Raw genomic sequence first — 23,315 nt, forward strand, 5'->3', positions numbered from 1 at the left:
CATGAGACATCGCCATGCCTGGCGGGCGGCCGCCTGCGCGCTGCTTTGCATGACGGCGCCCGGCGTCGCCAGCGCCACCGAAAACGGCATACCCACCACCGTCAACGGCTTCTATGATTTCGGCGCCGGCATGTCGCCGCCCGCCACACCGTTCGGCACACTGTCGTTCCGCACTTCGTACAACACGGCGTCGGTGCAGAAGGACCAATACGGCACGAAGCTGGACAACGATTTCTCGCTGCGCGTGCATACCGTCAGCGCCGCCTACCTGCGCATGACGCAGACCAGGCTGTTCGGCGCCAGCTACGGTTTCGGCGTGGTGCAGCCCTTCTTCCGCATGAGCGCGGCCTTCGACGTGCCCACGCCGGGCGGTCCGCTGCGGCTCAAGGGCGAAACGTTCCGCATCGCCGACACGCTGCTGCTGCCCCTGATCCTGCAATGGGACGCCTCGCCCCGGCTGCATTTCAATGCGCAGTTCCAGGTGCTCGCCCCCACCGGCGACTACGACCGCAAGCGGCTGGTGAACCCCGGCCTGAACCACTGGGCCTTTTCCCCCATATTCAACTTCACTTATCTCACGGAAGGCGGATTCGAGGTGTCGTCCAGCTTCGAGGTCGACATCAGCACCCGCAACCGCGCGACCCGCTACCGCAACGGCATCGAATACCGGCATGAGTTCGCACTGGGCCAGCACGCCGGCCCCTGGACTCTCGGCGTCGGCGGTTACTACAGCCGACAATTCAGCGATGACGACGCGCCGGGCCTGCAAGGCGGCAATCGCTCGCGGGTGATGGCGCTCGGCCCCGCGGTGAGCTTCTACCAGCCGGGCCTGCCGCCCGTGTGGTTCCATATCTACAAGGAATTCGGCGCGCGCAACCGGGCCGAGGGCTACACGGCGGCGCTGCGCCTGGCCGCCAGCTTCTGAAACGGCGCACGGCGGGGGCGCCGTGCCGCCATGCCTGCCGTCACACGCGCGGAGGAGAAGTCTCGCGCTCCGGATGCCGGTGCCGCGCCAGCGAATCGATGAACAGCGTCGCGGCCTGGGCCGGCGCCGGGTCCACGACCAGCCCGTCGTCCCGCCAGGCCGGATCGATGCCGGCAGCCTCCAGCAAGTCGGCGCCCTCGCCCATCGCCAGCAACGTCTTGCCGTGGCGATAGGTGTCGCGGACGAATTCCAATGCGCGTCCATCCTGCCGCCAACGGTCGACGGCCATGCCGCCGCCCGGCACCACGGCCCCATCGAACACGGCGGAGGGCTGGTTGTCCAGCGAGGCATCCGCGTCGAGCGCATCGCCTTCGGCCGTGGCCACGGGGCCGATGCGCTGCCCCACCAGGCGCACCACCGCGCCGGCCTGGATCAAGGCTTGCGCCACCGCCGAGACCGCGGCGCCGTCCACGCCCTCGGCGACCAGGATGGCGATCTTGCGCGTCGCCACGCCTGCCTGGCCCGGGCGGGCGGTCAGCGACAATGATGGCGACTGCTCCACTTCCGGGCGCGGCACCTGCCGCACTGCCCGGGGCATCGGCTCGGGCAGCGCCATGCCCAGCCTGTCCGCGACCGACTGCGCCAGCTCATCGGACACGTTGCGCAGCGAGGCCACCATGCGTTGCCGCACCGCGGCCACGGTCACCTTACTCAGTTCGAAGGCGAAGGCGCTGGCCAGGTGCCGGCGCTCCCAATCCACCTGGCTGTGGTAGAACAGGCTGGCCTGGTTGTAGTGTTCGGCGAACTTTTCGGGATGGCCGCGCAGTTCGTCTCCGCCAACCGGCTCGGGAAACGACACATACCCTTCCATCCCGGCCTGGAACGGACAGCCGCCGGCCAGGGAATTGGGTTCATAGGCCACCCGGCCGCGGTGGACCGCCTGCCGGTGCATGCCGTCGCGCTGATTGTTGTGCACCGGCGCCAGCGGCGCGTTGATCGGGATCTCGTGGAAGTTGGGTCCGCCCAGCCGCGAGATCTGCGTATCGACGTAGGAATGGATGCGCCCGGCCAGCAGGGGATCGTTGGTGAAGTCGACGCCCGGCACCACGTGCGCGGCGCAGAATGCCACCTGCTCGGTCTCCGCGAAGAAATTGTCGGGATTGCGGTCCAGCACCATGCGGCCGATGGGCCGCACCGGCACCAGTTCCTCGGGCACGATCTTGGTCGCGTCGAGCACGTCGAAGCTGAAGCGCTCGGCCTCTTCTTCCGTGAATACCTGCACCCCCAATTCCCATTGCGGCCCGTGGCCCGCGTCGATCGCTTCCCACAGATCGCGCCGATGGAAGTCCGGATCGGCGCCGGACACTTTCACGGCTTCGTCCCATACCTGGGAATGCGTGCCCTGCAGAGGATTCCAATGGAATTTCACCAACCGCGACTCGCCCCGGGCGTTGACGAAGCGAAAGGTATGCACGCCAAAGCCCTGCATCATGCGATAGCTGCGCGGGATGGCGCGATCGGACATCAGCCACATCAGCATGTGGGTCGATTCGGGCATCAGCGACACGAAATCCCAGAAGGTATCGTGCGCGGAGGCGGCCTGCGGCATGCCATGATGCGGCTCCGGCTTGACGGCATGCACCAGATCGGGGAACTTCATCGCGTCCTGGATGAAGAAAACCGGCATATTGTTGCCCACCAGGTCCCAGTTGCCCTCGTCCGTATAGAACTTGACCGCGAAACCGCGCACGTCGCGCGCGGTGTCCTTCGACCCGCGTTCGCCGGCGACGGTGGAAAAGCGCACGAAGACCGGCGTGCGCTTGCCCTGCTCGGCGAACAGCGAGGCCCGCGTCAGGTCCGTCAGCGGCTCATAGCATTCGAAGTAGCCGTGGGCCGCCGAGCCGCGCGCGTGGACGATGCGTTCCGGAATGCGCTCGTGGTCGAAGTGCGTAATCTTTTCACGCAGGATGAAATCCTTGAGCAGCGCCGGGCCGCGCAACCCGGCCTTGAGCGAATGCTGGTTGTCGCTCACGGCCACGCCCTGGTTCGTCGTCAGCGCCTGGCCCTGCCCATCGGCCCGCACCCGGCCAAGCTGCCCATCGACCGCATTCACGCCCGCCTCGGCCGGCTCGCCGGTCTTGGCGTTGCGTTCGCGTTCGGACAGGGAACTGGCCCCCACCGAGTCATCCGGCGGCGCAACCTGGGCGCCCCGGTAAGGACAACGCGCGCCCGCCTCGCCGTACTCGTCCGCCTTGTTGGCATGCTGCGGCTGCGCCTGCGCCGTCGCCGCGACGGCGGCCGCGCGTTTCATGGCGGGAGAGCCGGTATCCGGGGCGGGCGGCGCGGCGGGTCCGCTGTCCGTATTGTTGAACGCGGTGTCGACGGCGCCCTGCGTCCGGGCCTTGCTGGATTTCCTGCCTGGCATGGCAATCTCCTTGGGTGTATCAGTTCACGGGCATCGGTTTGCCTGCATCGGTTCGCGTGCATCGGCTGGCCGGCGCCAGTCCGAGGGCAATCGGCCCGGACCAGCAAGCGCCGTGCCCGCGGCGGCCGCGGTGTTTTTTCGCGCGCGACTTGACCTTCCCGCCATGGCAACGCCTAGCCTTGCCCGGAATTTCCGCAGAGATGTTTCGGAGGGGCCGAAGCCCTGCGGTATGGACAGGGGTAGATGCATGCGTCGAATATCCAGAATTTCCGTGGTGGCGAGCGCCATCGCAATGGCAGCGGGCCTGGCCTACGCCACCGGCGAAACGCCACAACAGGAAGGCAAGGCGGACACGTCCGCGCCGGCGCCAGCGGGACCGAGCGTCCCGGTGGCCGAGGTGATCACGCGGGTGATTGCGCCTTCGGCGGAATTCACCGGTTTCCTGGCCGCGCCCCGGACGGTGGAACTGCGCTCGCGCGTGGGCGGCACGGTGGACGCGGTCAGCGTGCCGGAGGGCAGCCTGGTGCGCCAGGGGCAACCGCTGTTCCAGATCGATCCGCGCCCGTTCCAGGTTGCCCTGGATACCGCGCTGGCGCAGCTGCGTCAGGCGCAGGCGCTGGCCGACCAGGCGCAGACGGACTTCGATCGCGCCGAGCGCCTGGTGTCCACGGGCGCGGTCTCGCGCAAGGTCCACGACGAGGCTGCATCGACGCGGCGCGCCCGGCTGGCACAGGTGCAGGTCGCCAAGGCAGCGGTCGCGGCGGCGCGGCTCGACCTGTCGTACGCGCGCATCACCGCGCCGATTGCCGGGCGCGTCGACCGGGTCATGGTGACCGAGGGCAACCTGGTCAGCGGCGGCACGGCGGGCGGGGCCACACTGCTGACCACCATCGTGTCGATCGATCCCATGCACGTCTACTTCGACGTTGACGAAGCGACCTATCTCAACGCGGTGCGGCAGGCGCGCCCCGACGTGCGGGAAGCAAGCGCCCTGCCCGTCGACGTGGGGCTGGTCACCGACAGGGGCTTTCCCTATCGGGGCCGCCTCGATTTCGTCGGCAACCAGATGGACCGTGGCACCGGCACCATCCGCGTCCGCGCTGTCCTCCCCAACCCGGATGGCCAGCTGGCCCCCGGCCTGTTCGCCCGCGCCAGGCTGGCCACCGGCGAACCGCGTGAGACCGTCCTGGTGAACGAGCAGGCGGTGGGCACCGACCAGGGGAAAAACTACGTGCTGGTCGTGGGCGCCGACAACCTGGCCGGATACCGTCCCGTCGAACTGGGCCGGATGGTGGACGGATTGCGGGTCATCCGGTCCGGACTGCGGGCTGGCGAACGGATCATCATCAAGGGGCTGGTGCGGCCCGGCATGGCCGTCACGCCGCGCCTGGTCCCCATGGAACCCGCCGCCGCGGCGGCGCCCGAGGCCAAGCGCCAGGCAGCCGCGGCCGCCGGTGATGCGGCCGCCGCGACGGAGAAAGGCCAATGAAGTTCCCTCATTTCTTCATCGCGCGGCCCATCTTCGCGATCGTGCTGTCCTTGCTGATGCTGCTGGCCGGCGCCATTGCGTTCTGGCAGTTGCCGCTGAGCGAATATCCGGCCGTCACGCCGCCCACGGTCCAGGTCACCGCCAGCTATCCCGGCGCCAATCCCGAGGTCATCGCCGATACCGTGGCCGCGCCGCTGGAACAGGTGATCAACGGGGTCGAGGGCATGCTGTACATGAACTCCCAGATGGCCACGGACGGCCGCATGGTGCTGACCATCGCGTTCAAGCAGGGCACGGACCCCGACATGGCGCAGATCCAGGTGCAGAACCGGGTATCGCGCGCGCTGCCGCGGCTGCCCGAGGAAGTCCAGCGGATCGGCGTCGTCACGCAGAAGACCTCGCCTGACGTGCTGATGGTGGTGCACATCGTCTCGCCGCAAAAGCGATATGACTCGCTCTACCTGTCCAACTTCGCCATCCGCCAGGTACGCGACGAACTGGCGCGGCTGCCCGGCGTGGGCGACGTGCTGGTGTGGGGGGCCGGCGAATACTCCATGCGCGTATGGCTCGACCCGTCGCGGGTGGCCACCCGCGGCCTGACCGCCACCGACGTGGTCGCCGCGCTGCGCGAACAGAACGTGCAGGTGGCGGCCGGCTCGGTCGGGCAGCAGCCGGATACGTCCGCCGCCTTCCAGGTGACGGTCAACACTTTGGGACGGTTGGCCAGCGAGGAGCAGTTTGGCGACATCGTCGTCAAAACCGGCGCCGATGGCCAGGTGACGCGCCTGCGCGACATCGCCCGCGTCTCGCTGGGCGCCGACGCCTACACGCTGCGCAGCCTGATCGACGGCGAATCGGCGCCCGCCCTGCAGATCATCCAGAGCCCCGGCGCCAACGCCATCGACGTTTCCAACGCCGTGCGCGCCAAGATGGAAACGCTGCAGCAAGGTTTCCCGCAAGACATCTCGTACCGGATCGCCTACGACCCGACGGTGTTCGTGCGGGCCTCACTGCAGTCGGTGGCGGTCACGCTGTTGGAGGCCGTCATCCTGGTGGTGATCGTGGTGGTGCTGTTCCTGCAGACCTGGCGCGCCTCCATCATTCCCCTGGTGGCGGTGCCCGTGTCCCTGGTGGGCACCTTTGCCGTGATGCACATGTTCGGTTTCTCGCTGAACACCCTGTCGTTGTTCGGGCTGGTGCTTTCCATAGGCATCGTGGTGGACGACGCGATCGTGGTGGTCGAGAACGTGGAACGCCACATGGCGCTGGGCGAACGGCCCATCGACGCCGCGCGCAAGGCCATGGACGAGGTGACCGGGCCGATCCTGGCCATCACCTCCGTGCTCGCCGCGGTCTTCATTCCGTCGGCATTCCTGTCGGGCCTGCAGGGCGAGTTCTACAGGCAGTTCGCCCTGACCATCGCCATCTCGACGGTCCTGTCCGCCATCAACTCGCTGACGTTGTCGCCAGCGCTTGCCGCCATGCTGCTGCGCCCGCACCATGAGGCGGCGCGGGCCGATTGGCTGACCCGCGTCATCGACCGCGCGCTCGGCGGCTTCTTCCGCCGCTTCAACCGCTTCTTCGACCAGGCCTCGCAGGCCTACGTGGTGGCGGTGCGCCGCGCGGTGCGCGGCAGTGCCATCGTGCTGCTGCTGTATGCCGGCTTCACCGGGCTGACCTGGCTGGGCTTTAACCAGGTTCCCAACGGCTTCGTGCCGGCCCAGGACAAGTATTTCCTGGTCGGCATCGCGCAATTGCCCAGCGGCGCCTCGCTCGACCGGACCGAAGCGGTGGTCAAGCAGATGTCGGAGATCGCGCTGGCGGAGCCGGGCGTGGAAAGCGTGGTGGCCTTTCCCGGCCTGTCCGTCAATGGCCCGGTGAACGTGCCGAACTCGGCGCTGATGTTCGCCATGCTCAAGCCGTTCGACGAACGCAAGGACACCGCGCTGTCGGCCAACGCCATCGCCGGCAAGCTGATGGGCAAGTTCAGCCAGATCCCGGACGGCTTTGTCGGCATATTCCCGCCACCGCCGGTGCCGGGGCTTGGCGCCATGGGCGGATTCAAGCTGCAGATCGAGGACCGGGCCGCGCTCGGGTTCGAGGCGCTGGCCCAGGCACAGGGCCAGATCATGGCCCGCGCCATGCAGGCGCCCGAGCTGGCGAACATGCTCGCCAGCTTCCAGACCAACGCGCCGCAGCTGCAGGTGGACGTAGACCGGGTCAAGGCCAAATCCCTGGGAGTATCGCTGACCGACGTGTTCGAAACCCTGCAGATCAACCTGGGATCGCTCTACGTCAATGACTTCAACCGTTTCGGCCGCACCTATCGCGTCATGGCGCAGGCCGATGCGCCATTTCGCATGCAGGCCGAGGACATCGGCCTGCTCAAGGTGCGCAACGCCGACGGTCACATGATTCCGCTGAGCGCCTTCGTCACGCTGACGCGCGGTTCCGGTCCGGACCGGGTCATCCACTACAACGGCTTCCCGTCGGCGGATATCAGCGGCGGGCCGGCGCCGGGCTATTCCTCGGGCCAGGCCACCGATGCGATCGAGCAGATCGTGCGCGAGACACTGCCCGACGGCATGGTGTACGAATGGACCGATCTGGTCTATCAGGAAAAGCAGGCGGGCAATTCGGCGCTGTACATCTTTCCGCTGGCGGTGCTGCTGGCCTTCCTGATCCTGGCGGCCCAGTACAACAGCTGGTCGCTGCCGTTCGCAGTGCTGCTGATCGCGCCGATGGCCCTGCTCTCGGCCATCGGCGGCGTCTGGCTGTCGGGCGGCGACAACAATATCTTCACGCAGATCGGCTTCGTGGTGCTGGTCGGCCTGGCGGCCAAGAATGCCATCCTGATCGTCGAGTTCGCCCGCGCCAAGGAAGACGAAGGCGCCGATCCGCTGGCCGCGGTGCTGGAAGCCGCGCGGTTGCGGCTGCGGCCGATCCTGATGACCTCGTTCGCCTTCATTGCCGGCGTGGTGCCGCTGGTGCTCGCCAGCGGCGCCGGCGCCGAAATGCGTCATGCCATGGGCATCGCGGTGTTCGCCGGCATGCTGGGCGTGACGCTGTTCGGCCTGCTGCTGACGCCCGTTTTCTATGTCGTCGTGCGCAAGCTGGCGCTGCGGCGCGCGCCTTCGCGGGCGCGCGCCGGCGCCGGCGACCTGCACGCGTGATCGCCTGGACGAATGTCGATATGAAAAACTTTCCCTTGCCCCTGCGCGCCGCCCGGCTGCTTGCCCCCATCGCGCTCGCCGCCTTGGCCGGATGCACGCTGGCGCCGCCCTATGAACGTCCGGCGCCGCCCATCAGCGCAAGCTACCCCAGCGGCGACGCCTACGCGGCCGACCCGCCGCCGACGCCCGGCGAACGCCTGGCCGCCGACCTAGGCTGGCGCGATTTTTTCCAGGACCCGCTCCTGCAGCAGCTGATCGAAATCGCGCTGGCCAACAACCGCGGCGCCCGCAAGGCCGCGCTCGACGTCGAAGCGGCCCGCGCGCTCTACCGCATCCAACGCGCCGCACTGATGCCGAACCTGGACGCCGCGGCCAGCGGCGCGGTGCAACGCCTGCCCGCCGACCTGAGCGCCACAGGGTCCGCCGACATCGCCCGTCGCTACGATGCGGGCGGCATCACCACCGCCTGGGAGCTGGATCTCTGGGGCAGATTACGCAGTCTCGGCGACAGGCAACTGGCCGCCTACCTGGCGCTGGATGAAACCCGTATCGCCACGCGCATGAGCCTGGTGGCCGAAGTGGCCGCCGCCTACCTGACCTTGCGCGCCGACCAGGAACTGCTGCGCCTGACGACCGACACCCTGGCCACCCAGCAGCGTTCCTATGACCTGACGGCCCAGCTGGCGCGGGTCGGCAACGCGACGCAACTGGACCTGCGCCTGGCGGAAATCACCCTGCGGGCGGCCGAGGCAGACCGCGCCGCCTACACACGCCAGGCCGCCAGGGATCGCAATGCCCTGGTGTTGCTGCTGGGTCAGCCCCTGACGCCGGCGCTGGCGCGGCAACTGGACCAGGCCAACACGCTTCCCGACGGCATCGTGCCGGCCACGTTGCCGAGCGGGTTGCCGGCGCAATTGCTGGCGCGGCGTCCCGACCTGCGCGCCGCCGAACAGCGCCTGCGCGCCGCCAACGCCAACATCGGCGCCGCCCGCGCCGCGTTTCTGCCGGCCATCAGCCTGACCGGCGCGGCCGGCACCGCCAGCGCTTCGCTCGATGGGCTGTTCGACGCCGGCTCCGGCGCCTGGCGTTTCCTGCCGCAGATCACGCTGCCCATTTTCCGCGGCGGCGCCTTGCGCGCGAACCTGGACCTGGCGCACGTTCAGAAGCGCATCGAGATCGCCAGCTACGAGCAATCCATCCAGGCCGCCTTTCGCGAAGTGGCCGACGCGCTGGCGGGCAAGCGCACGCTGGACGAACAGATCCGCGCCGAGCAATTATCGGTCGCCGCCAGCCAGCACGCCTACGCGCTGGCTGAACAGCGCTTCCGGGAGGGCATGGACGACTCGCTGGCATTGCTCGAGACCCATCGCACGCTGTACGGCACGCAGCAGGCGCTGGTGCGCACGCGGCTGGCGCGCCTGACCAACCTGATTGACCTGTACAAGGCGCTCGGTGGCGGCTGGACGGCGACCACCGTACCACCGCGCGCGGACGCGGCCATCGCGTCGCGGTGACGCGGCGGCGCGGTACGCCGGGATGACGCGCCGGACCGCTGGCAATGCCTCCCGCTACGGGGCGCGCTGCCAGCGCCGCAGCAGCGACAAGGCGCGGCTGCAGGCGGTTGCGGTGTGGAACTCGATCAGCCCGCCGAGCGTACGCGCCGCGGCCGGCATCTGGCGGGATAGCGCCGCATCGCAACGCTGCCCGACGCTGTCGATGATGCGTTGCTGGCCAGCCTGGACCAGCGCAATCAGGTCGGCCAGGCCGTCGGCGGCGAATCGCCGCTGGAACGCCGGCGACAGGCGCGCCACGCGGTTCGACATCGCCGCCGCGCCGTAGAAGGACGCCGTCGGTCCGGTCGTTCCATCGTTCGCCAGCTGCAGGATCATCGTGTTCCAGACGATCATGTCCACCAGCACCGTGGCGGCGCTGAGGTGCGAGCGCGACGGCCCCGGGATCGCAACCGCATGGCGGTAGCGGCTTGGAGGAATCGCCATCATCGCCGCCTGGAATCTGCCGTGGCTGGCGTGCAGGGTGCGCAGGAGCGCCTGTTTCGGGGTAAGCAGTGTCATCCAGCCATCCACTCCGGTCACGGCGGTCATCCGCCCGTCCCGCGGCCGGGCGCTTGCGGCACAGCCCAGGGCACCGGCAGTGTGGACGATGCCGGCATGGGAAGGTCAAGGGCCGGGCGCATGATCTCGCCCCCGCCGCGGGCACGCCATTTGCTTGGAAACGCCGGCGGTCCGCCAATGAAGGGCCGGCAGGGAGACATGCGAAATGCACAGCGGCGACATGCGCCACGTCCGGATCCTGGTGAATCTATTCAAGCGCGCGTCGCGCTCGCGCATGCTGCTGGGGCGCGATGGCGTGCGCCTGCCGTTGCAGACGGTGGGCGCCGTGCTGCTCGCCTACGCGTGGATGACCTGGCAGCGCATGCCGGACGTGGCCTGGGGCGCGTTTTCGGCCTTGTTCGTGGTGCGGGCCACCATCGAAGGCACGGTGACCGAGGCAATCGCGCGGATCGTTGGGGCGATGGCCGGCGTGGCGCTGGGCGTCGGCGTCGTCCTGCTCGCGGCGGCCATGAACCTGTCGATCGCCTGGAGCATCGTGGCGAGCGTCGGCGCGGCCGCGTTCATGTCAATACGCTGGCCGTGGCTGGGGTACAGCCTCGTCACGGCCACCATTCTCACCGTCGCGCCCGATGACGACATTCTGGCGGGCGCGGCCAGCAAAACGCTGGCGATCTGCGTCGGCTCCACCTCCGGCATCCTGGCGGCCTTCACGGTGCTGCCCCTGTGGGCCCGCGCGAGCATGCGCTACAACATGGCAGCCTCGCTGGAAAGCTATGGCGAACTGCTGGTGGACTGGGCGGGGGCGCTGGGCCAGGGCCGCCCGCGACCACGCGAGCAGGACAAGCCGGCCCTGGCGCGGGCGCGCTGGCGTGCCGCCAGCATGGCTTGCCAGGCGCGTCCTCTGAGGCTGCGCTACCCGCGCGGCGACCGGGAGGCCGACTGGCTGCACGAGCGGATCGAGCAGCTCTGGCTGACCGTTCCCCTGCTCGAACGGGTCGGCCGCTTGACGCTGACGGACAACGTCTGCAACCGGCTGGGCGCATCGCTGGACGAGGTCGCGCGGGCGGCCCGCCGCCAGATCGACGCCCTGGCACGGGCGATACGCGAGAAAAACGGCCAGGGCTTGGCCTGCCCGGCCACGGAGCCGCTGGCGCGGCTGGCGCAGGCCATCGAGCACGGCGCCTTCTCGCCGGCCGAACGCGAAACGGTGGCACTTATCGCCTGGGCGTGGCGCGAGGTGACGCGCGAACTGGACGCGGTATGCCAGGGCCTGGAGGCGCGTCGGCACGGCGGCCCTTCCTCACCGATACAGCACCGTCGGTAGCCACATGCCGATGCCCGGGAACATGTACAGCAGGAAGATCGCGACCACCTGGATGCCCATGAACGGCATCATGCCCAGGAATATCTGGTTCAGCGTCACGTGCGGCGGCGACACGCCCTTCAGGTAGAAGGCGGACATGGCCACCGGCGGCGACAGGAAGGCCGTCTGCAGGTTCAGCGCCACCAGCAGGCCGAAGAACAGCGGATCGATGCCGAAGGCGTTGAGCAGCGGCACGAAGATCGGCATGAAGATGACGATGATCTCTGTCCACTCCAGCGGCCAGCCCAGCAGGAAGATGATGACCTGGGCCAGCAGCAGGAACTGGATCGGCGTCAGCCCCAGCGACAGCACCCATTCCTCGATGATGCGCTGACCGCCCAGCAGCGCGAACGCGGCCGAAAAGATCGACGAGCCGACGAACAGCCAGCACACCATCGCGCTGGTCTTGGCGGTCAGGAACACCGACTCCTTCAGCACCGGCAGGTTCAGGCGCCGATAGGCCAGGGCCAGCAGCGCGCCGCCCATCGCGCCCATGGCCGCGGCCTCGCTGGGCGTGGCCAGGCCGAAGGCGATCGAACCGAGCACCGCGGCGATCATCACCGCCAGCGGAAAGAACGATCCCAGCAGCATCTTGAAGATCTCCAGCCGCGCCCAGGTCAGCAGCCCGTAGAACAGGGCCAGCGCGGCCACGCAGACGCCAAGGAAGATCCAGAAGCCGCGCGGGGCGGGCTTCTCGCCGCCCGTCGGGGACGTCGACGCGGTATCGGCGGGCGCGCCGCTCCCACTCGCGGCGCCCGCTCCCGCCCGCTGCGGCGCGCCCGGCGCCGTGGCGGCCTGGCCGCCGCCATCCGTTCCGGGCGGTTCGGCCAACCCGCTGGCGGCAGGCTCGGTCACGCCACTGGCGGGAGGCTCCGCCAATCCATCCGCCGGCGGCTCGGCCAGTCCGTCGGTGGGCGGCTCCGCCAGCCCGCCAAGCGGCGGCTCGCTCAACCCCGACTGGAATTCATCCGAGCCCAGCCGCAGCTCGGCGGGTATGTCGTACACGACCTCGGGCTGCGTCACCGCGTAGTGGACCGCGCCCACCAGCAATCCGGCGGCGGCCAGCGGCGCCAGCGCCAGTGTCATGTTGCGCGCCAGGTAGGAGAGCGGCACGTCGCGGTTGCGCCGGCCCTTGAACAGGGCCGCCAGCATGCCCGACAGCGCGCGCGTATACCCCTGCCTGGCCAGGGTCGTCGAGGCCGCCGGCAGCGCCACGCCGCGTTCGGCCTCGGCCAGCGGCGGCGCCATGTCGGGCCGCAGTTTGGCGACGATGATGACGTAGACCATGTAGAGCGCCGCCAGCATGATGCCGGGAAACAGCGCGCCGGCGTAGAGCTGCACCACGGACACGCCGGTGGTGGCGCCGTACACGATCAGCATCACGGAAGGCGGCAGCAGGATGCCCAGGCAGCCGCCGGCCGTGATGGCGCCGGCCGTCAGGCGCACGCTGTAGCCGGCCTTGAGCATGGCCGGCATGGCCAGCAGGCCCATCAGCGTCACCACCGCGCCGACGATGCCGGTGGCGGTGGCGAAGATGGCGCAGGTGGCCAGCGTGGCCACCGCCAGCGCGCCCGGCACCCGCGCCAGCGCCAGGTGCATGCTGCGGAACAGCTTTTCGATCAGGTTGGCGCGTTCGACCAGATAGCCCATGAACACGAACAGCGGAATCGAGATCAGCGAGTCGTTGGTCATGGTGGCGTAGGTGCGCTGCACCATCAGGTCCAGCGTCTGCCCCATCGAGCGCGCCGGGTCATGGCTCTGCATGTAGTAGGCCAGGAAGGTGAACAGCACCCCCATGCCCATCAGCGTGAACGCGGTGGGAAACCCCAGCATGATCGCCACCACGATCAGCGCCAGCATCAGCAGGCCGATGTGTCCGGTGCCCAGGTTGTCCCACGGCGTGAGAAAGGCGATCATCAGCAGCACCAGGCCGATGCACGACAGGCCGAACCACAGAGCCTTGTTGATCTTCATTGCGCCGGCCCTCCGGATTTGACGTAGCGGTCGAGCCTGGCGATGTCCTCGTCCTTGACGTGCACCATTTCCTTGAGCTTGTCGACGTCGACCTCCTCGACGTCCTCTTCGCGCGAGGGCCACGCCCCGCGCCGCAGGCACAGCACGCAGCGCAGGATCTCGGCCACGCCCTGCAGCAGCAGGAACGCCCCTGCCACCGGGATGAAGGCCTTGAACGGGTAAATGGGCGGCCCGTTGGCCATCAGCGAGGAATGCTCGCGGATGGCGATGGAATAGCCGGCGTAGTGCCAGCCGGCCCACACCAGCGCGATGACGCCCGGAATGAAAAAAACGATGAACAGGATCAGGTCGAGCCCGGCCTGCACCCGTGGCGGCAGGAATCCGTAGAGGATGTCGCCGCGCACGTGGCCGTTCTTGGCCAGGGTGTAGGCGCCCGCCATCATGAACAGGATGCCGTAGTACATCATCTGCAGGTCGAAGGCCCAGGCGCTCGGCTGGTTCAGCAGGTAGCGCGCGCCGACCTCCCAGCATACGTGCAGGGTCAGGATGACGATGAGCCAGGCGAAGGTCTTGCCGACGAAGGTGGAGATGCGGTCTATGAAACGGATGAATCGGATCATCGGACGTCCTGGTGAAGACGTGCGCCGCCCCGTCGCACGCGCGGCGCGGCGCCGTGGGCGGGCAGGCGCAGGCGGCGCGAGCGCGCACCCGCCATGGCGACGCGGACGCCGCCGCCCCGCCCCGGCAGGGACGGGCGGCGGCAAAGGCGTCAGCCGGTCTTGCCGCCGCGCGAGAAGTAGTGGTTGAAGGCCATCCGGTAATTGACCGTGGTGTCGCCATGCCAGCGGCCGACCCGTTCGGCGAAGGCGCGCTGGGAGTCGAGCACCTTCTTGAACAGCGGATTCTCGGCCGAACGCTTGGCGATCATCTCGTCCCAGATCTTGAGCTGCTGCTGCAGGATGGCGTCAGGCGTCTTGTAGAACTTGACGTTGTGGTCCTTCTGCAGCTTGACGTAGTCCTGGGAATAGCGGTTGGACGCCTTCCACGACATGTCGGCGCTGGAGGCCTGCGCGGCGTAGCTGAGGATGTGCTTGAGGTGTTCAGGCAGCGCGTCGTACTTGGCCTTGTTGAACAGCACCTCGAATTGCTCGGCGCTCTGGTGAAAGCTCTGCAGCATGCAGATCTTGGACACGTCCTGGAAGCCCAGCGCCAGGTCGGAAGAAGCGTTGTTGAATTCCGCGCCGTCGAGCAGGCCGCGGTCCAGCGCCGGCACGATCTCGCCGCCCGGCAGCGCGTTCACGGCCGCGCCCATCGCGGTGTACATGTCGATGGCCAGGCCGACGGTGCGGAACTTCACGCCCTTGACGTCCTCGATCTTGGAGATCGGGCGCTTGAACCAGCCGAAGGGCTGCGTCGGCATGGGTCCGTACATCAGCGACACCACGTTCACGCCCATGGCCTTCTGGATCTCGACCAGCAGCTCCTTGCCGCCGCCATATTCGTGCCAGGCCAGCAGCATGTTGGCATCCATCCCGAACGACGGTCCGGACCCCCACAGCGCCACGGCGGTGTTCTTGCCGTACCAGTAGGCCACCACGCCATGGCCGCCGTCCAGCGTGCCGGCGGACACCGCGTCCAGCAGGTCGAAGGCCTTGACCACGGCGCCGGCCGGCAACACCTCGATCTTCAACTGGCCGCCGGCCATGTCGTTGACCTTCTGGGCGTAGTCGCGCGCGAACTCGTGGAAGATGTCGTTGGCCGGCCAGGTGCTCTGGAAGCGCAGGGAAATCGGCGCGTTCTGCGCGCGGGTGACGGCGGGAAAAGCCAGGGCGGCCGCGCCGGCGGCCGCCGCGCCCGAGATGAACTTGCGGCGGGGTTTCGTAACGTGTTGCATGGTGTGCTGTCTCCTGTAAGGGCATGCATGACCAGCTTGTAGTTACTGCTCGCGGCGTCATGAGGCGCGGCGCCGATACGACGTCGGGTCGAGGCCTGGGGCGGCCGCCGCGTCGTCCGATGATTAAACCTTCCTGAACGTAAGCTGACAATCAGCTGTTTGCTGGGATTTACCCTAGGGCATGTGGACGCCGCGCCCTCACGCCCTGCCGGCCTGGCGTCCTGCCCGCCGCAACGCCTCGACAATGGTCTGGAACGCCGCTTGCCGGCTTTCGGGGTCCGGGCTGCGCAGCGCGAATGACGGGTGATACGCGACCAGCACCGGCGTATTGCCGCGCCGCAGCGACTGGCCCAGTGCGGCCTTCAGGGTCAGCTTGCGATCGGGCACCAGCGCGCCGAGCGCGGTGGCGCCCAACGCGATGATGACCCGCGGCCGGATGTCGTCGAGTTCCTGTTCCAGCCAATAGCCGCAAGCGGCGATCTCGGCTTGCGCCGGCGATTTGTGCATGCGGCGCTTGCCGCGCAGCTGCCACTTGAAGTGCTTGACGGCGTTGGTGATGTAGACCGCGTCGCGGCTCACGCCGGCCTGCTCCAGCGCCTTGTCCAGCAGCGCGCCGGCCGGGCCCACGAAGGGATGGCCGGCAAGGTCCTCCTTGTCGCCGGGTTGTTCGCCAACCAGCATGATGGTGGCGCGGCGCTTGCCCTCGCCGCCGACCGCTTGCGTGGCGTTGCGCCACAAGCCGCAGCGGCGGCAATCGGCAAGCTTGCGAGGGTGCTGGTCGGGGTCGATCTCGTCGTCCGCGTCATCGGCGGACCGCGGGTGGGCATTCATGCCGTCTCCTCGATCGGGCTTGCACGCAATGGCGCCTTCAAGGCGAGGCCGAAGGTCAGGAACGGTTGTCCACCGGCGGCGCGCCGGGCGTGGCCCGGCCCGGGTCCCATACGTCCTCGGGGGCCATGCCCGGAGGTATCTGGCGGCCGGCGCCACTGCGGTTCGGGTCCGCCGGACGGTCCGACAGGGTTCGTTCGTTTTCAGGCACGGGCTTGTGCGGCGCGTCGGCCGGGGAGTCCTGGTGGGAATGGGGTTTGGTGCTCATGGCGGCGTCCTCGCAGGCGTGTGCTCGCCGCCACGGCGGGACGCCGTGGCGGGCAGGCCTGTGCAGCAAGTGATGTGCCGCGCTACGGCAGGTTCTCGCGCAGGCTCGCCTGGCTGCGGTTCGTTTCCGCCCCGCCCATGGTGCTGCGCTAGTCGCGCACCTTGCCGGAGATCTGGCGGCGGGCCGCTCGGCCACCGCGGCGCGGACCGGCAATCAGCCTGTCGCGACGGGGGTGAACAACGTATCGCTGCCCAGCACGCGGATCCCGTCGGGCCCGCTTTCCAGGATGCGCCGTTCGCCAGCCTCGGCCCAGAGTTCGCAGCGGAACCCGTCGGCCGCCTTGAACAGGCCTTGAATTTCCATCACGGCCTGGCGCGTCATGCGCGCGCTGGCATCGAAATGACCCAGCAGTTCGCCGTGGCGGTGAATCACGATTCGGTGTTTGAGCATACGATGCGGTCCAGCCAGTCGTTGAAGACGGCGCGGGCGGCGCCGCGCAGGTCGGCCTGCACTGCCGGCGCCTGGGCCCGCAGCGTCGCCGGGTCGATGCCGGCGCGGGCCAGTTCGCAGGCGTGCCCGACCAGCCAGTGCTCGAAGTTGCCCAGATCGGCCTCAAGGTGGAATTGCAGCCCGAGCACGCTGTCGCCGTACTCGAACGCCTGGTTCGGTCCCGCCGCCGTGCCCGCCAGCCGGATGGCGCCCGCCGGAATGTCGAACTGGTCCCCGTGCCAATGCAGCACCGGCGTATCGCGCAGGCCTGCCAGCGCCGAGCGCTGGCCCTGGTCGGTCAGCGTCAGGGCGCCGAAGCCGATCTCCGGCCCGCCCGCCATCGGGTAGACGTTGGCGCCCAGGGCCCGCGCGATGAGCTGCGCACCCAGGCAGATCCCCAGCGTCGGCGCCCGATTCGCCAGGCGCGCGCGCACCAGTTCCAGCTCCCGCGCCAGGAACGGATAGCGCGGCTCATCGAAGGCTCCCATCGGCCCGCCCAGCACCACCAGCAGATCCGCCGCCAGCGCGTCCGCCACCGGCAGGTCCTCCACTGCCGCGTCGACATGGCTCACGGTGTAGCCGCGCGCCTGCAACAGCGGCTCCAGCACGCCAAGGTCTTCGAAGTGGACGTGGCGCAAGGCAATGGCGTTCAGGGTCATGAGGGTCGGCTTCCAGGATGGGCAGTAGCGGCAACGCGCCTGTGGCGTTGCTCGCTATTATTGTCCTATGCCAAAATATTATCAAGACCCGGGACAAAAAAGAAAGCGTGACGCGACCAAGCGACGCGCGGCCGCCACGGACGCGCGAGCATTGAATGACAACCCGATATGGCGCGCCGCGCCGTGGCTCAGCGCAGGCTGTGCCCGATATCCTGCGCCAACTTGCGGCACTGGGCGGGCGTCATGCCGGAAAGCGTGATCCGCAGTCCATTGATGCCGCCCTGGACCCCGAAGGCGCCGCCATGCCGCACCAGCCAGCCCTTGCGCGCCAGCGCCAGGGCGACCGCCTGGTCGTCGGTATCCAGCGGCACCCAGAGATTGAGGCCGTCGCCGTTCTCCAGGCAGGGCAGCCCCTGCTCGCGCAATGCATCTTCCAGCTGCCGCCTGCGCGCGGCATAGTCCTGGCGCGCCCGCGCCATCTGGCTGGCCACCTGGGGCTGGCCCAGGGTCACTTCCACCATGTCCTGCAGCAGATGGCTGACCCAGCCGGTGCCCGAGGCCAGCCGCGTGCGCAATTGGCGCGAGGTGGCGGCATCGCTGGCGACCAGCGCCACCCGCACGTCGGGGCCCAGCGCCTTCGAGAAGGACCGGATCAGTGCCCAGCGCTGCGTCTGCGGCGCCAGCGCGCTGTGGTAGGCGGCCTCGGACAGCAAGGCGAAATGGTCATCCAGGATGACCATCACTTGCGGGTGCCGGGCCAGCACGCGCGCCAGGGCGCGCGCGCGCTTCGCGCTCAGCCCGCACCCGGTCGGATTGTGCGCCCGCGGCGTCAGGATGACGGCCCGCGCGCCCTTTTCCAGCGCCGCTTCCAGCACCTGCGCCTGCATGCCTTCCGCGTCGACCGGCACCCCGACCGGCTGCAGGCCCGCAACCCGCAACATGTTGATGCTGCTCAGGAAACACGGGTCCTCGACCGCCACCCGGTCGCCGGACACCAGGTAGGAACCCAGCAGGCGCTCGATGGCGTCGACCGCGCCATGCGTCAGGTTGATCTCGAACGCGGCCGGGCAGTCCGGCGTGAACCAGCCCTGGGCGTAGTCTTCCAGGCCCGGGTTGACGGTGGCTTCGCCGTACAGCCGGGGCACATACGGGCGCGCGGCGAATGCCGCGGTCAGGTCGGGCAGCCAGGCCGGATCCGGATTGCCGCTGGCCAGGTCCGCCAGCGGCGTATCCGCCTGCGCGCCCTCCTGTTCCCGGGGACCGGACGGGTCGCGGATGATCGTCCCCAGGCGCCCCTGGGTCAAGGCGATCCCCGCCGTCGCCAGCCGTTTATAGGCGGCGGCGACCGTGTTGCGGTTGACGTCCAGCTCGATCGCCAGGTCGCGCACTGGCGGCAGCGCCTGCCCCGCCCGCAACGATCCGGATTGCAGCAGGCCGCGCACGCTCTCGAAGATCTCCGCGGCGGTCTTTCCTTGTATTTTCATATGGGCCTGGGTCAATACCGGCAAGGGCGCTGACATAACGATGGCGCCATGAAGTCAATGCGCCAGTTTGACATGATTGCCTTGCCGGCGAAAGCGCGCCCCCCGGCCGGCTACGCGACGCAGTCCACGTAGTAGCGCGGCTTGCCGCCCTCGTCGGGCAGTTCCACGAAACCGTGGATATCGGTGCCGAACCCCGGGCATTCGCGGTTCAGCTCGCGCGAGAATTTCAGGTACTCGACAATCGTGCGGTTGAAGACCTCTCCGGGGATCAGCAGGGGAATGCCGGGCGGATACGGCGTGATCAGGTTGGTGGTGATCCGGCCTTCGAGATGGTCGACCTCCACCCGCTCGGTGCGCCCCTGGGCGATGCAGGCGTAGGCGTCGCTGGGTTTCATCGCGGGCGTCACGTCGGCCAGGTACATGCGCGTGGTGAGGCGGGCGATATCGTGGGCGGCATAGGTCTCGTGCACGGACTGGCATACGTCGCGCAGTCCCCGGTTTTCATAGCGCGGGTGTTTCGCGCAGAAATCCGGCAGCACCCGCCACATCGGCTGGTTGCGCTCGTAATCCTCCTTGAACTGCTGCAACGCCGTCACCAGCGAGATCCAGCGGCCCTTGGTGATGCCGATGGTGAACATGATGAAGAAGCTGTACAGGCCGGTCTTCTCGACAATGACGCCGTGCTCGGCCAGGAACTTGCTGACGATCGCCGCCGGAATGCCCTCGGCGGCGAAATTGCCGGCTAGGTCCAGGCCCGGCGTCACGATGGTGGACTTGATCGGATCCAGCATGTTGAAGCCGTCGGCCAGGGGCCCGAACCCATGCCAACCCTGTCCGTCGCCCTCGTCGCGGATGATCCAATCCTCGGCCGGGCCGATGCCTTCCGGCGCCAGGGCGTCGGGTCCCCACACCTTGAACCACCAATCGTGCGCGGCCAGATGAGAACCGACCTCGCGCATCGCGCGCCGGAAATCCATGGCCTCGGCGATGCTCTCCTCCACCAGCACCGTGCCGCCCGGCGGCTCCATCATCGAGGCCGCCACGTCGCAGCTGGCGATGATGGCGTACTGCGGACTGGTGCTGGTGTGCATCAGGTAGGCCTCGTTGAAAAGGTGGCGGTCCAGCTTGCGTGTCATCGAATCCTGCACCAGGACATGGCTGGCCTGGCTGATCCCCGCCAGGAGTTTGTGCGTGGACTGGGTCGAATACACCATCGAGCGGCTCGGCCGCGGCCGCCGCCGGCCCATGCAGTGGTAGGCGCCATAGAACGGGTGGAACACCGCGTGCGGCATCCAGGCCTCGTCGAAATGCAGCACATCCACATAGCCGTCGAGCGCGGCCTTGATCGTCTCGGTATGGTAGATGATGCCATCATAGGTGGACTGGGTCAGCGACAGGATGCGCGGACGCGCCTGCTCCGGGTCGACGTGGCGCAGCAAGGGGTGGGCTCGGATCCTGTCCTTGATGGCCTGGACGTCGAATTCGCCCCGCGGGATCGGCCCGATGATGCCGAAGTGATTGCGCGTCGGACGCAGGAACACGGGAATGGCGCCCGTCATGATGATGCTGTGCAGGATGGACTTGTGGCAGTTGCGGTCAACGACGACCACATCGCCCGGAGCCACCGTGTGATGCCACACGATCTTGTTGCTGGTGCTGGTGCCATTGGTCACGAAAAAGCAATGGTCGGCGTTGAAGATGCGGGCCGCGTTGCGCTCGCTCGCGCCGATGGCGCCGTTGTGGTCCAGCAATTGCCCCAGTTCCTCGACCGCGTTGCACACGTCCGCGCGCAGCATGTTCTCGCCGAAGAACTGGTGGAACATCTGCCCGACCGGGCTTTTCAGGAAGGCCACGCCGCCGGAATGCCCGGGGCAGTGCCAGGAATACGAGCCATCCTCGGCATAGTCCAGCAACGCCTTCAGGAACGGCGGCTTGACGCCTTCCAGGTAGGCGCGGGCCTCGCGCACCAGGTGGCGGGCAACGAACTCCGGCGTGTCCTCGAACATATGGATGACGCCCTGGAGCTGGCGCAGGATGTCGTTCGGGAGATGGCGCGCCGTCTGGGTCTCCCCGTAGACGTAGATCGGCACGTCGGCATTGCGGCGTCGCACCTCGCCGATGAATTCCCGCAGCGCCAGCAAGGCCGGCGCCAGGCCTTCGCCATGCGTCAGTTCCTCGTCGTCGATCGACAGGATGAAGGCGCTGGCCCGGCTCTGCTGCTGCGCGAACTGGCTGAGATCGCCATAGCTGGTGGTGCCGAGCACCTCGAAACCCTGCGCCTTGATTGCCTCGGCCAGCACCCGGATGCTCAGGCCGGAGGTGTTTTCGGAACGGAAGTCTTCGTCAATGATGACGATGGGAAATTGAAACAGCATCGTTGTCCTCGATCGATGGATGGCCGCCCGCGGGGCAGCCCGGCTTCAAGGACAACGGCGCAGCGCCACGGCAATCCTCACGGCGCGATGCGATGCAGGTTTTCCGCTTGCTTTTGTTTTGTCCTATGACATAATTATATCCACGTCAGGACAAACCAGGACGTAACGGCGCGGTGGCAGAGTGGTCATGCGACGGATTGCAAATCCGTCCAGGTTGGTTCGATTCCAGCCCGCGCCTCCAGGCCATTGGGGGCCGCGCGCGGCAGCGGCGGGGCCGCTAGGCGGCGCGCGGTTCGCGCGTCTTGGCGACGGCCACCGAGAGCGTGGCGGGCAAGGCCACGCCATTCTTGACGGCCAGGATCTCGGCCATGACGCTGACGGCGATCTCCGCCGGCGTGCGGCTGCCGATGTAAAGGCCCACCGGCGCCCGCAGGCGCATGAGCGATTCCTCGGTCTCGTCGAAATGCTCGATCAGCCGCTGGCGGCGCAGGTCGGTGTTGCGCCGCGAGCCGATCGCGCCGACATAGAAGGCTGGGCTGTGCAGCGCCTCCAGCAACGCCAGGTCGTCCAGCTTGGGATCGTGGCTCAGCGCCACGATGCAGGTGCGCGTGTCCGGACGCATGGCGCGCACGGCATCATCGGGCATCTCGGTGGTCAGGCGCACGCCCTGCACCGACCAGGCGCCCAGGTGCTCGACGCGCGGATCGCAAAGCGTGACCGCGAAATCGTTGAACAGCGCCATGGTCGCGACGTACTCGGCCAGCGCGCCGGCGCCGATGAGCAGCATGCGGTACTGCGGCCCCAGCGTGCTGGACAGGGTGGCGCCATCGAAATGCAGGGCCTGCGGCGTCGAAGCCGGCGCCTGCGTCACCGCGCCCGTCGCGCAGTCGACGCTGCGCCGGACCAGCTGCCCGGATTCCAGCTGCCGCACCAGCGTGTCCAGCGCGGCGACGTCGGGATCGAACTCCAGCAGCAGTTCCAGGGTGCCGCCGCAAGGCAGGCCGAAGCGGTGCGCATCGTCGGCGTGGACGCCATAGCGCACCAGTTCCGGCGTCGCGCGCGGCATGCCCGCGCCGCCGTGGGCGCGGGTATAGCGCAGCACCAGATCGTCCTCGATGCAGCCGCCCGAAACCGAGCCGACGCAGCGGCCGTCCTCGCGCAGCGCCATCATCGAACCCGTGGGGCGCGGCGACGATCCCCAGGTGCGCGCCACCGTGGCCAGCAACACCCGCTCTCCCGCCATGGCCCAGTCGCGCGCGGCGCGCAACACGCGTACATCCACACTTTCCATTCAGCCCGCTCCTTGCAGGGACTGGCGGGCGGCAAGCAGCGACTCGGCCCACGCCAGGTCTTCCAATGTATCGATATCGGCCACGATGCCCGGATCGTCCAGGGCCAGCGCCAACACCTCGCCGGCCAGCCGGCGCGCCGCCACCACCGCGGCGGCGCCCGTGTCTCCGGAGAGCCGCGCCAGGGCCTCGTAGCAGGGCCGGCCAAAGCCGACCGGGTGACCCTGCCGGCCATTCCAGAACGGCTGCACCACCGTGGCGGCCGCCAGGGCCCGCGCCACCTGGCGCAGGCTGTCGGCGCCGACCAGCGGCAGGTCGCCCGGCAGGATCAGCCAGCCCGACGCCCCCGGCGTGGCGCGCACGCCGCGGGCGATGGAATCGCCCATGCCGGCCGCCGGATCGTCGCCGGGCAGCACCACATGGCAGGGCAGGCCCGACCGCGCCACCGTATCCCGCACCCGCTGCAACACCGTGATGCCGGCCAGGGGCGTATCGAGCTTGTGCCGGGCGCCGCCGGAGCGCGCAAAGCGCTCGCCCCGGCCGGCGGCCAGCACGATGACGACAGGTGTATCCATTGGCGGCATGGCGGAATCAGCTCTTTTCGCGGT

The 23,315-nt window shown here is 68.5% G+C and carries 18 protein-coding genes and 1 tRNA gene; 6 read left to right on the forward strand and 13 right to left on the reverse strand.

Annotation, left to right across the window (positions count from 1 at the left end; all coding sequences use genetic code 11):
* Window position 1 precedes the first annotated feature (1 nt).
* Window positions 2–925, forward strand: a complete 924-nt coding sequence (locus ACUTAG_RS04050; protein ID WP_020928673.1) for a SphA family protein — start codon at window positions 2–4, stop codon at window positions 923–925.
* A gap of 40 nt (window positions 926–965) precedes the next feature.
* Here the strand turns inward: ACUTAG_RS04050 and ACUTAG_RS04055 are convergent, their stop codons facing one another.
* Complete coding sequence (locus ACUTAG_RS04055) at window positions 966–3,350, reverse strand: catalase (protein ID WP_172999674.1); 2,385 nt, start codon at window positions 3,348–3,350, stop codon at window positions 966–968.
* 247 nt (window positions 3,351–3,597) lie between these two features.
* On the opposite strand from ACUTAG_RS04055, the gene ACUTAG_RS04060 reads away from it, so the two are divergent.
* From ACUTAG_RS04060 to ACUTAG_RS04070, 3 genes are read left to right on the forward strand one after another with little or no spacing between them, the layout of a single operon-like run.
* The gene (locus ACUTAG_RS04060; protein WP_054448429.1) at window positions 3,598–4,839 is read left to right on the forward strand and encodes an efflux RND transporter periplasmic adaptor subunit; all 1,242 of its coding nucleotides are present in this window, start codon (window positions 3,598–3,600) and stop codon (window positions 4,837–4,839) included.
* Window positions 4,836–8,012 carry an efflux RND transporter permease subunit gene (locus ACUTAG_RS04065; protein WP_054448430.1) on the forward strand — a complete coding sequence of 1,059 codons (3,177 nt, stop codon included), beginning with the start codon at window positions 4,836–4,838 and terminating at the stop codon, window positions 8,010–8,012. Before ACUTAG_RS04060 ends, ACUTAG_RS04065 begins: the two co-directional genes overlap by 4 nt.
* Window positions 8,013–8,032: 20 nt before the next feature.
* Complete coding sequence (locus ACUTAG_RS04070) at window positions 8,033–9,526, forward strand: efflux transporter outer membrane subunit (RefSeq protein WP_446649994.1); 1,494 nt, start codon at window positions 8,033–8,035, stop codon at window positions 9,524–9,526.
* A gap of 54 nt (window positions 9,527–9,580) precedes the next feature.
* Here the strand turns inward: ACUTAG_RS04070 and ACUTAG_RS04075 are convergent, their stop codons facing one another.
* Window positions 9,581–10,084 (reverse strand): ClbS/DfsB family four-helix bundle protein, encoded by a 504-nt coding sequence (locus ACUTAG_RS04075; protein ID WP_053530720.1) that lies wholly within the window; start codon window positions 10,082–10,084, stop codon window positions 9,581–9,583.
* Window positions 10,085–10,289: 205 nt separating this feature from the next.
* On the opposite strand from ACUTAG_RS04075, the gene ACUTAG_RS04080 reads away from it, so the two are divergent.
* Window positions 10,290–11,408, forward strand: a complete 1,119-nt coding sequence (locus ACUTAG_RS04080) for an FUSC family protein (protein ID WP_070543107.1) — start codon at window positions 10,290–10,292, stop codon at window positions 11,406–11,408.
* Here ACUTAG_RS04080 and ACUTAG_RS04085 read toward each other — a convergent pair.
* From ACUTAG_RS04085 to ACUTAG_RS04125, 9 genes are all read right to left on the reverse strand, one after another.
* Window positions 11,385–13,421 (reverse strand): TRAP transporter large permease, encoded by a 2,037-nt coding sequence (locus ACUTAG_RS04085; protein WP_082405931.1) that lies wholly within the window; start codon window positions 13,419–13,421, stop codon window positions 11,385–11,387. The genes ACUTAG_RS04080 and ACUTAG_RS04085 overlap by 24 nt on opposite strands.
* Complete coding sequence (locus ACUTAG_RS04090; protein ID WP_006384200.1) at window positions 13,418–14,041, reverse strand: TRAP transporter small permease subunit; 624 nt, start codon at window positions 14,039–14,041, stop codon at window positions 13,418–13,420. Before ACUTAG_RS04090 ends, ACUTAG_RS04085 begins: the two co-directional genes overlap by 4 nt.
* Before the next feature lie 149 nt (window positions 14,042–14,190).
* Window positions 14,191–15,315, reverse strand: a complete 1,125-nt coding sequence (locus tag ACUTAG_RS04095; RefSeq protein WP_020928681.1) for a TRAP transporter substrate-binding protein — start codon at window positions 15,313–15,315, stop codon at window positions 14,191–14,193.
* Between the two features lie 198 nt (window positions 15,316–15,513).
* Entirely contained in the window at window positions 15,514–16,146 is a 633-nt protein-coding gene (locus ACUTAG_RS04100; RefSeq protein WP_054443922.1) for a UdgX family uracil-DNA binding protein, read from the reverse strand.
* A gap of 55 nt (window positions 16,147–16,201) precedes the next feature.
* Window positions 16,202–16,411, reverse strand: a complete 210-nt coding sequence (locus ACUTAG_RS04105; protein WP_006384197.1) for a hypothetical protein — start codon at window positions 16,409–16,411, stop codon at window positions 16,202–16,204.
* Between the two features lie 213 nt (window positions 16,412–16,624).
* Window positions 16,625–16,861 carry a hypothetical protein gene (locus tag ACUTAG_RS04110; RefSeq protein WP_047991336.1) on the reverse strand — a complete coding sequence of 79 codons (237 nt, stop codon included), beginning with the start codon at window positions 16,859–16,861 and terminating at the stop codon, window positions 16,625–16,627.
* On the reverse strand, window positions 16,840–17,559 hold the full coding sequence (locus ACUTAG_RS04115; protein ID WP_148318580.1) for a glutamine amidotransferase: 720 nt from the start codon (window positions 17,557–17,559) through the stop codon (window positions 16,840–16,842). Before ACUTAG_RS04115 ends, ACUTAG_RS04110 begins: the two co-directional genes overlap by 22 nt.
* 188 nt (window positions 17,560–17,747) lie before the next feature.
* Window positions 17,748–19,043 (reverse strand): MocR-like B6 salvage transcription factor PtsJ, encoded by a 1,296-nt coding sequence (gene ptsJ, locus ACUTAG_RS04120; protein WP_026382841.1) that lies wholly within the window; start codon window positions 19,041–19,043, stop codon window positions 17,748–17,750.
* Between the two features lie 110 nt (window positions 19,044–19,153).
* Window positions 19,154–21,418, reverse strand: coding sequence for an Orn/Lys/Arg family decarboxylase (locus ACUTAG_RS04125; RefSeq protein WP_148318578.1), 2,265 nt, complete (start codon window positions 21,416–21,418; stop codon window positions 19,154–19,156).
* A 167-nt stretch (window positions 21,419–21,585) separates the two neighbouring features.
* Between ACUTAG_RS04125 and ACUTAG_RS04130 the strand changes: the two genes are divergently transcribed.
* Window positions 21,586–21,659 (forward strand) — tRNA-Cys (locus ACUTAG_RS04130).
* Between the two features lie 36 nt (window positions 21,660–21,695).
* Here the strand turns inward: ACUTAG_RS04130 and ACUTAG_RS04135 are convergent.
* On the reverse strand, window positions 21,696–22,709 hold the full coding sequence (locus tag ACUTAG_RS04135; RefSeq protein ID WP_446649995.1) for an XdhC family protein: 1,014 nt from the start codon (window positions 22,707–22,709) through the stop codon (window positions 21,696–21,698).
* Window positions 22,710–23,282: a nucleotidyltransferase family protein gene (locus ACUTAG_RS04140; RefSeq protein ID WP_199870649.1), complete on the reverse strand. Its 573-nt coding sequence runs from the start codon at window positions 23,280–23,282 to the stop codon at window positions 22,710–22,712.
* Window positions 23,283–23,315: the final 33 nt, after the last annotated feature.

This window comes from Achromobacter sp. CSND-B12, assembly GCF_052906545.1.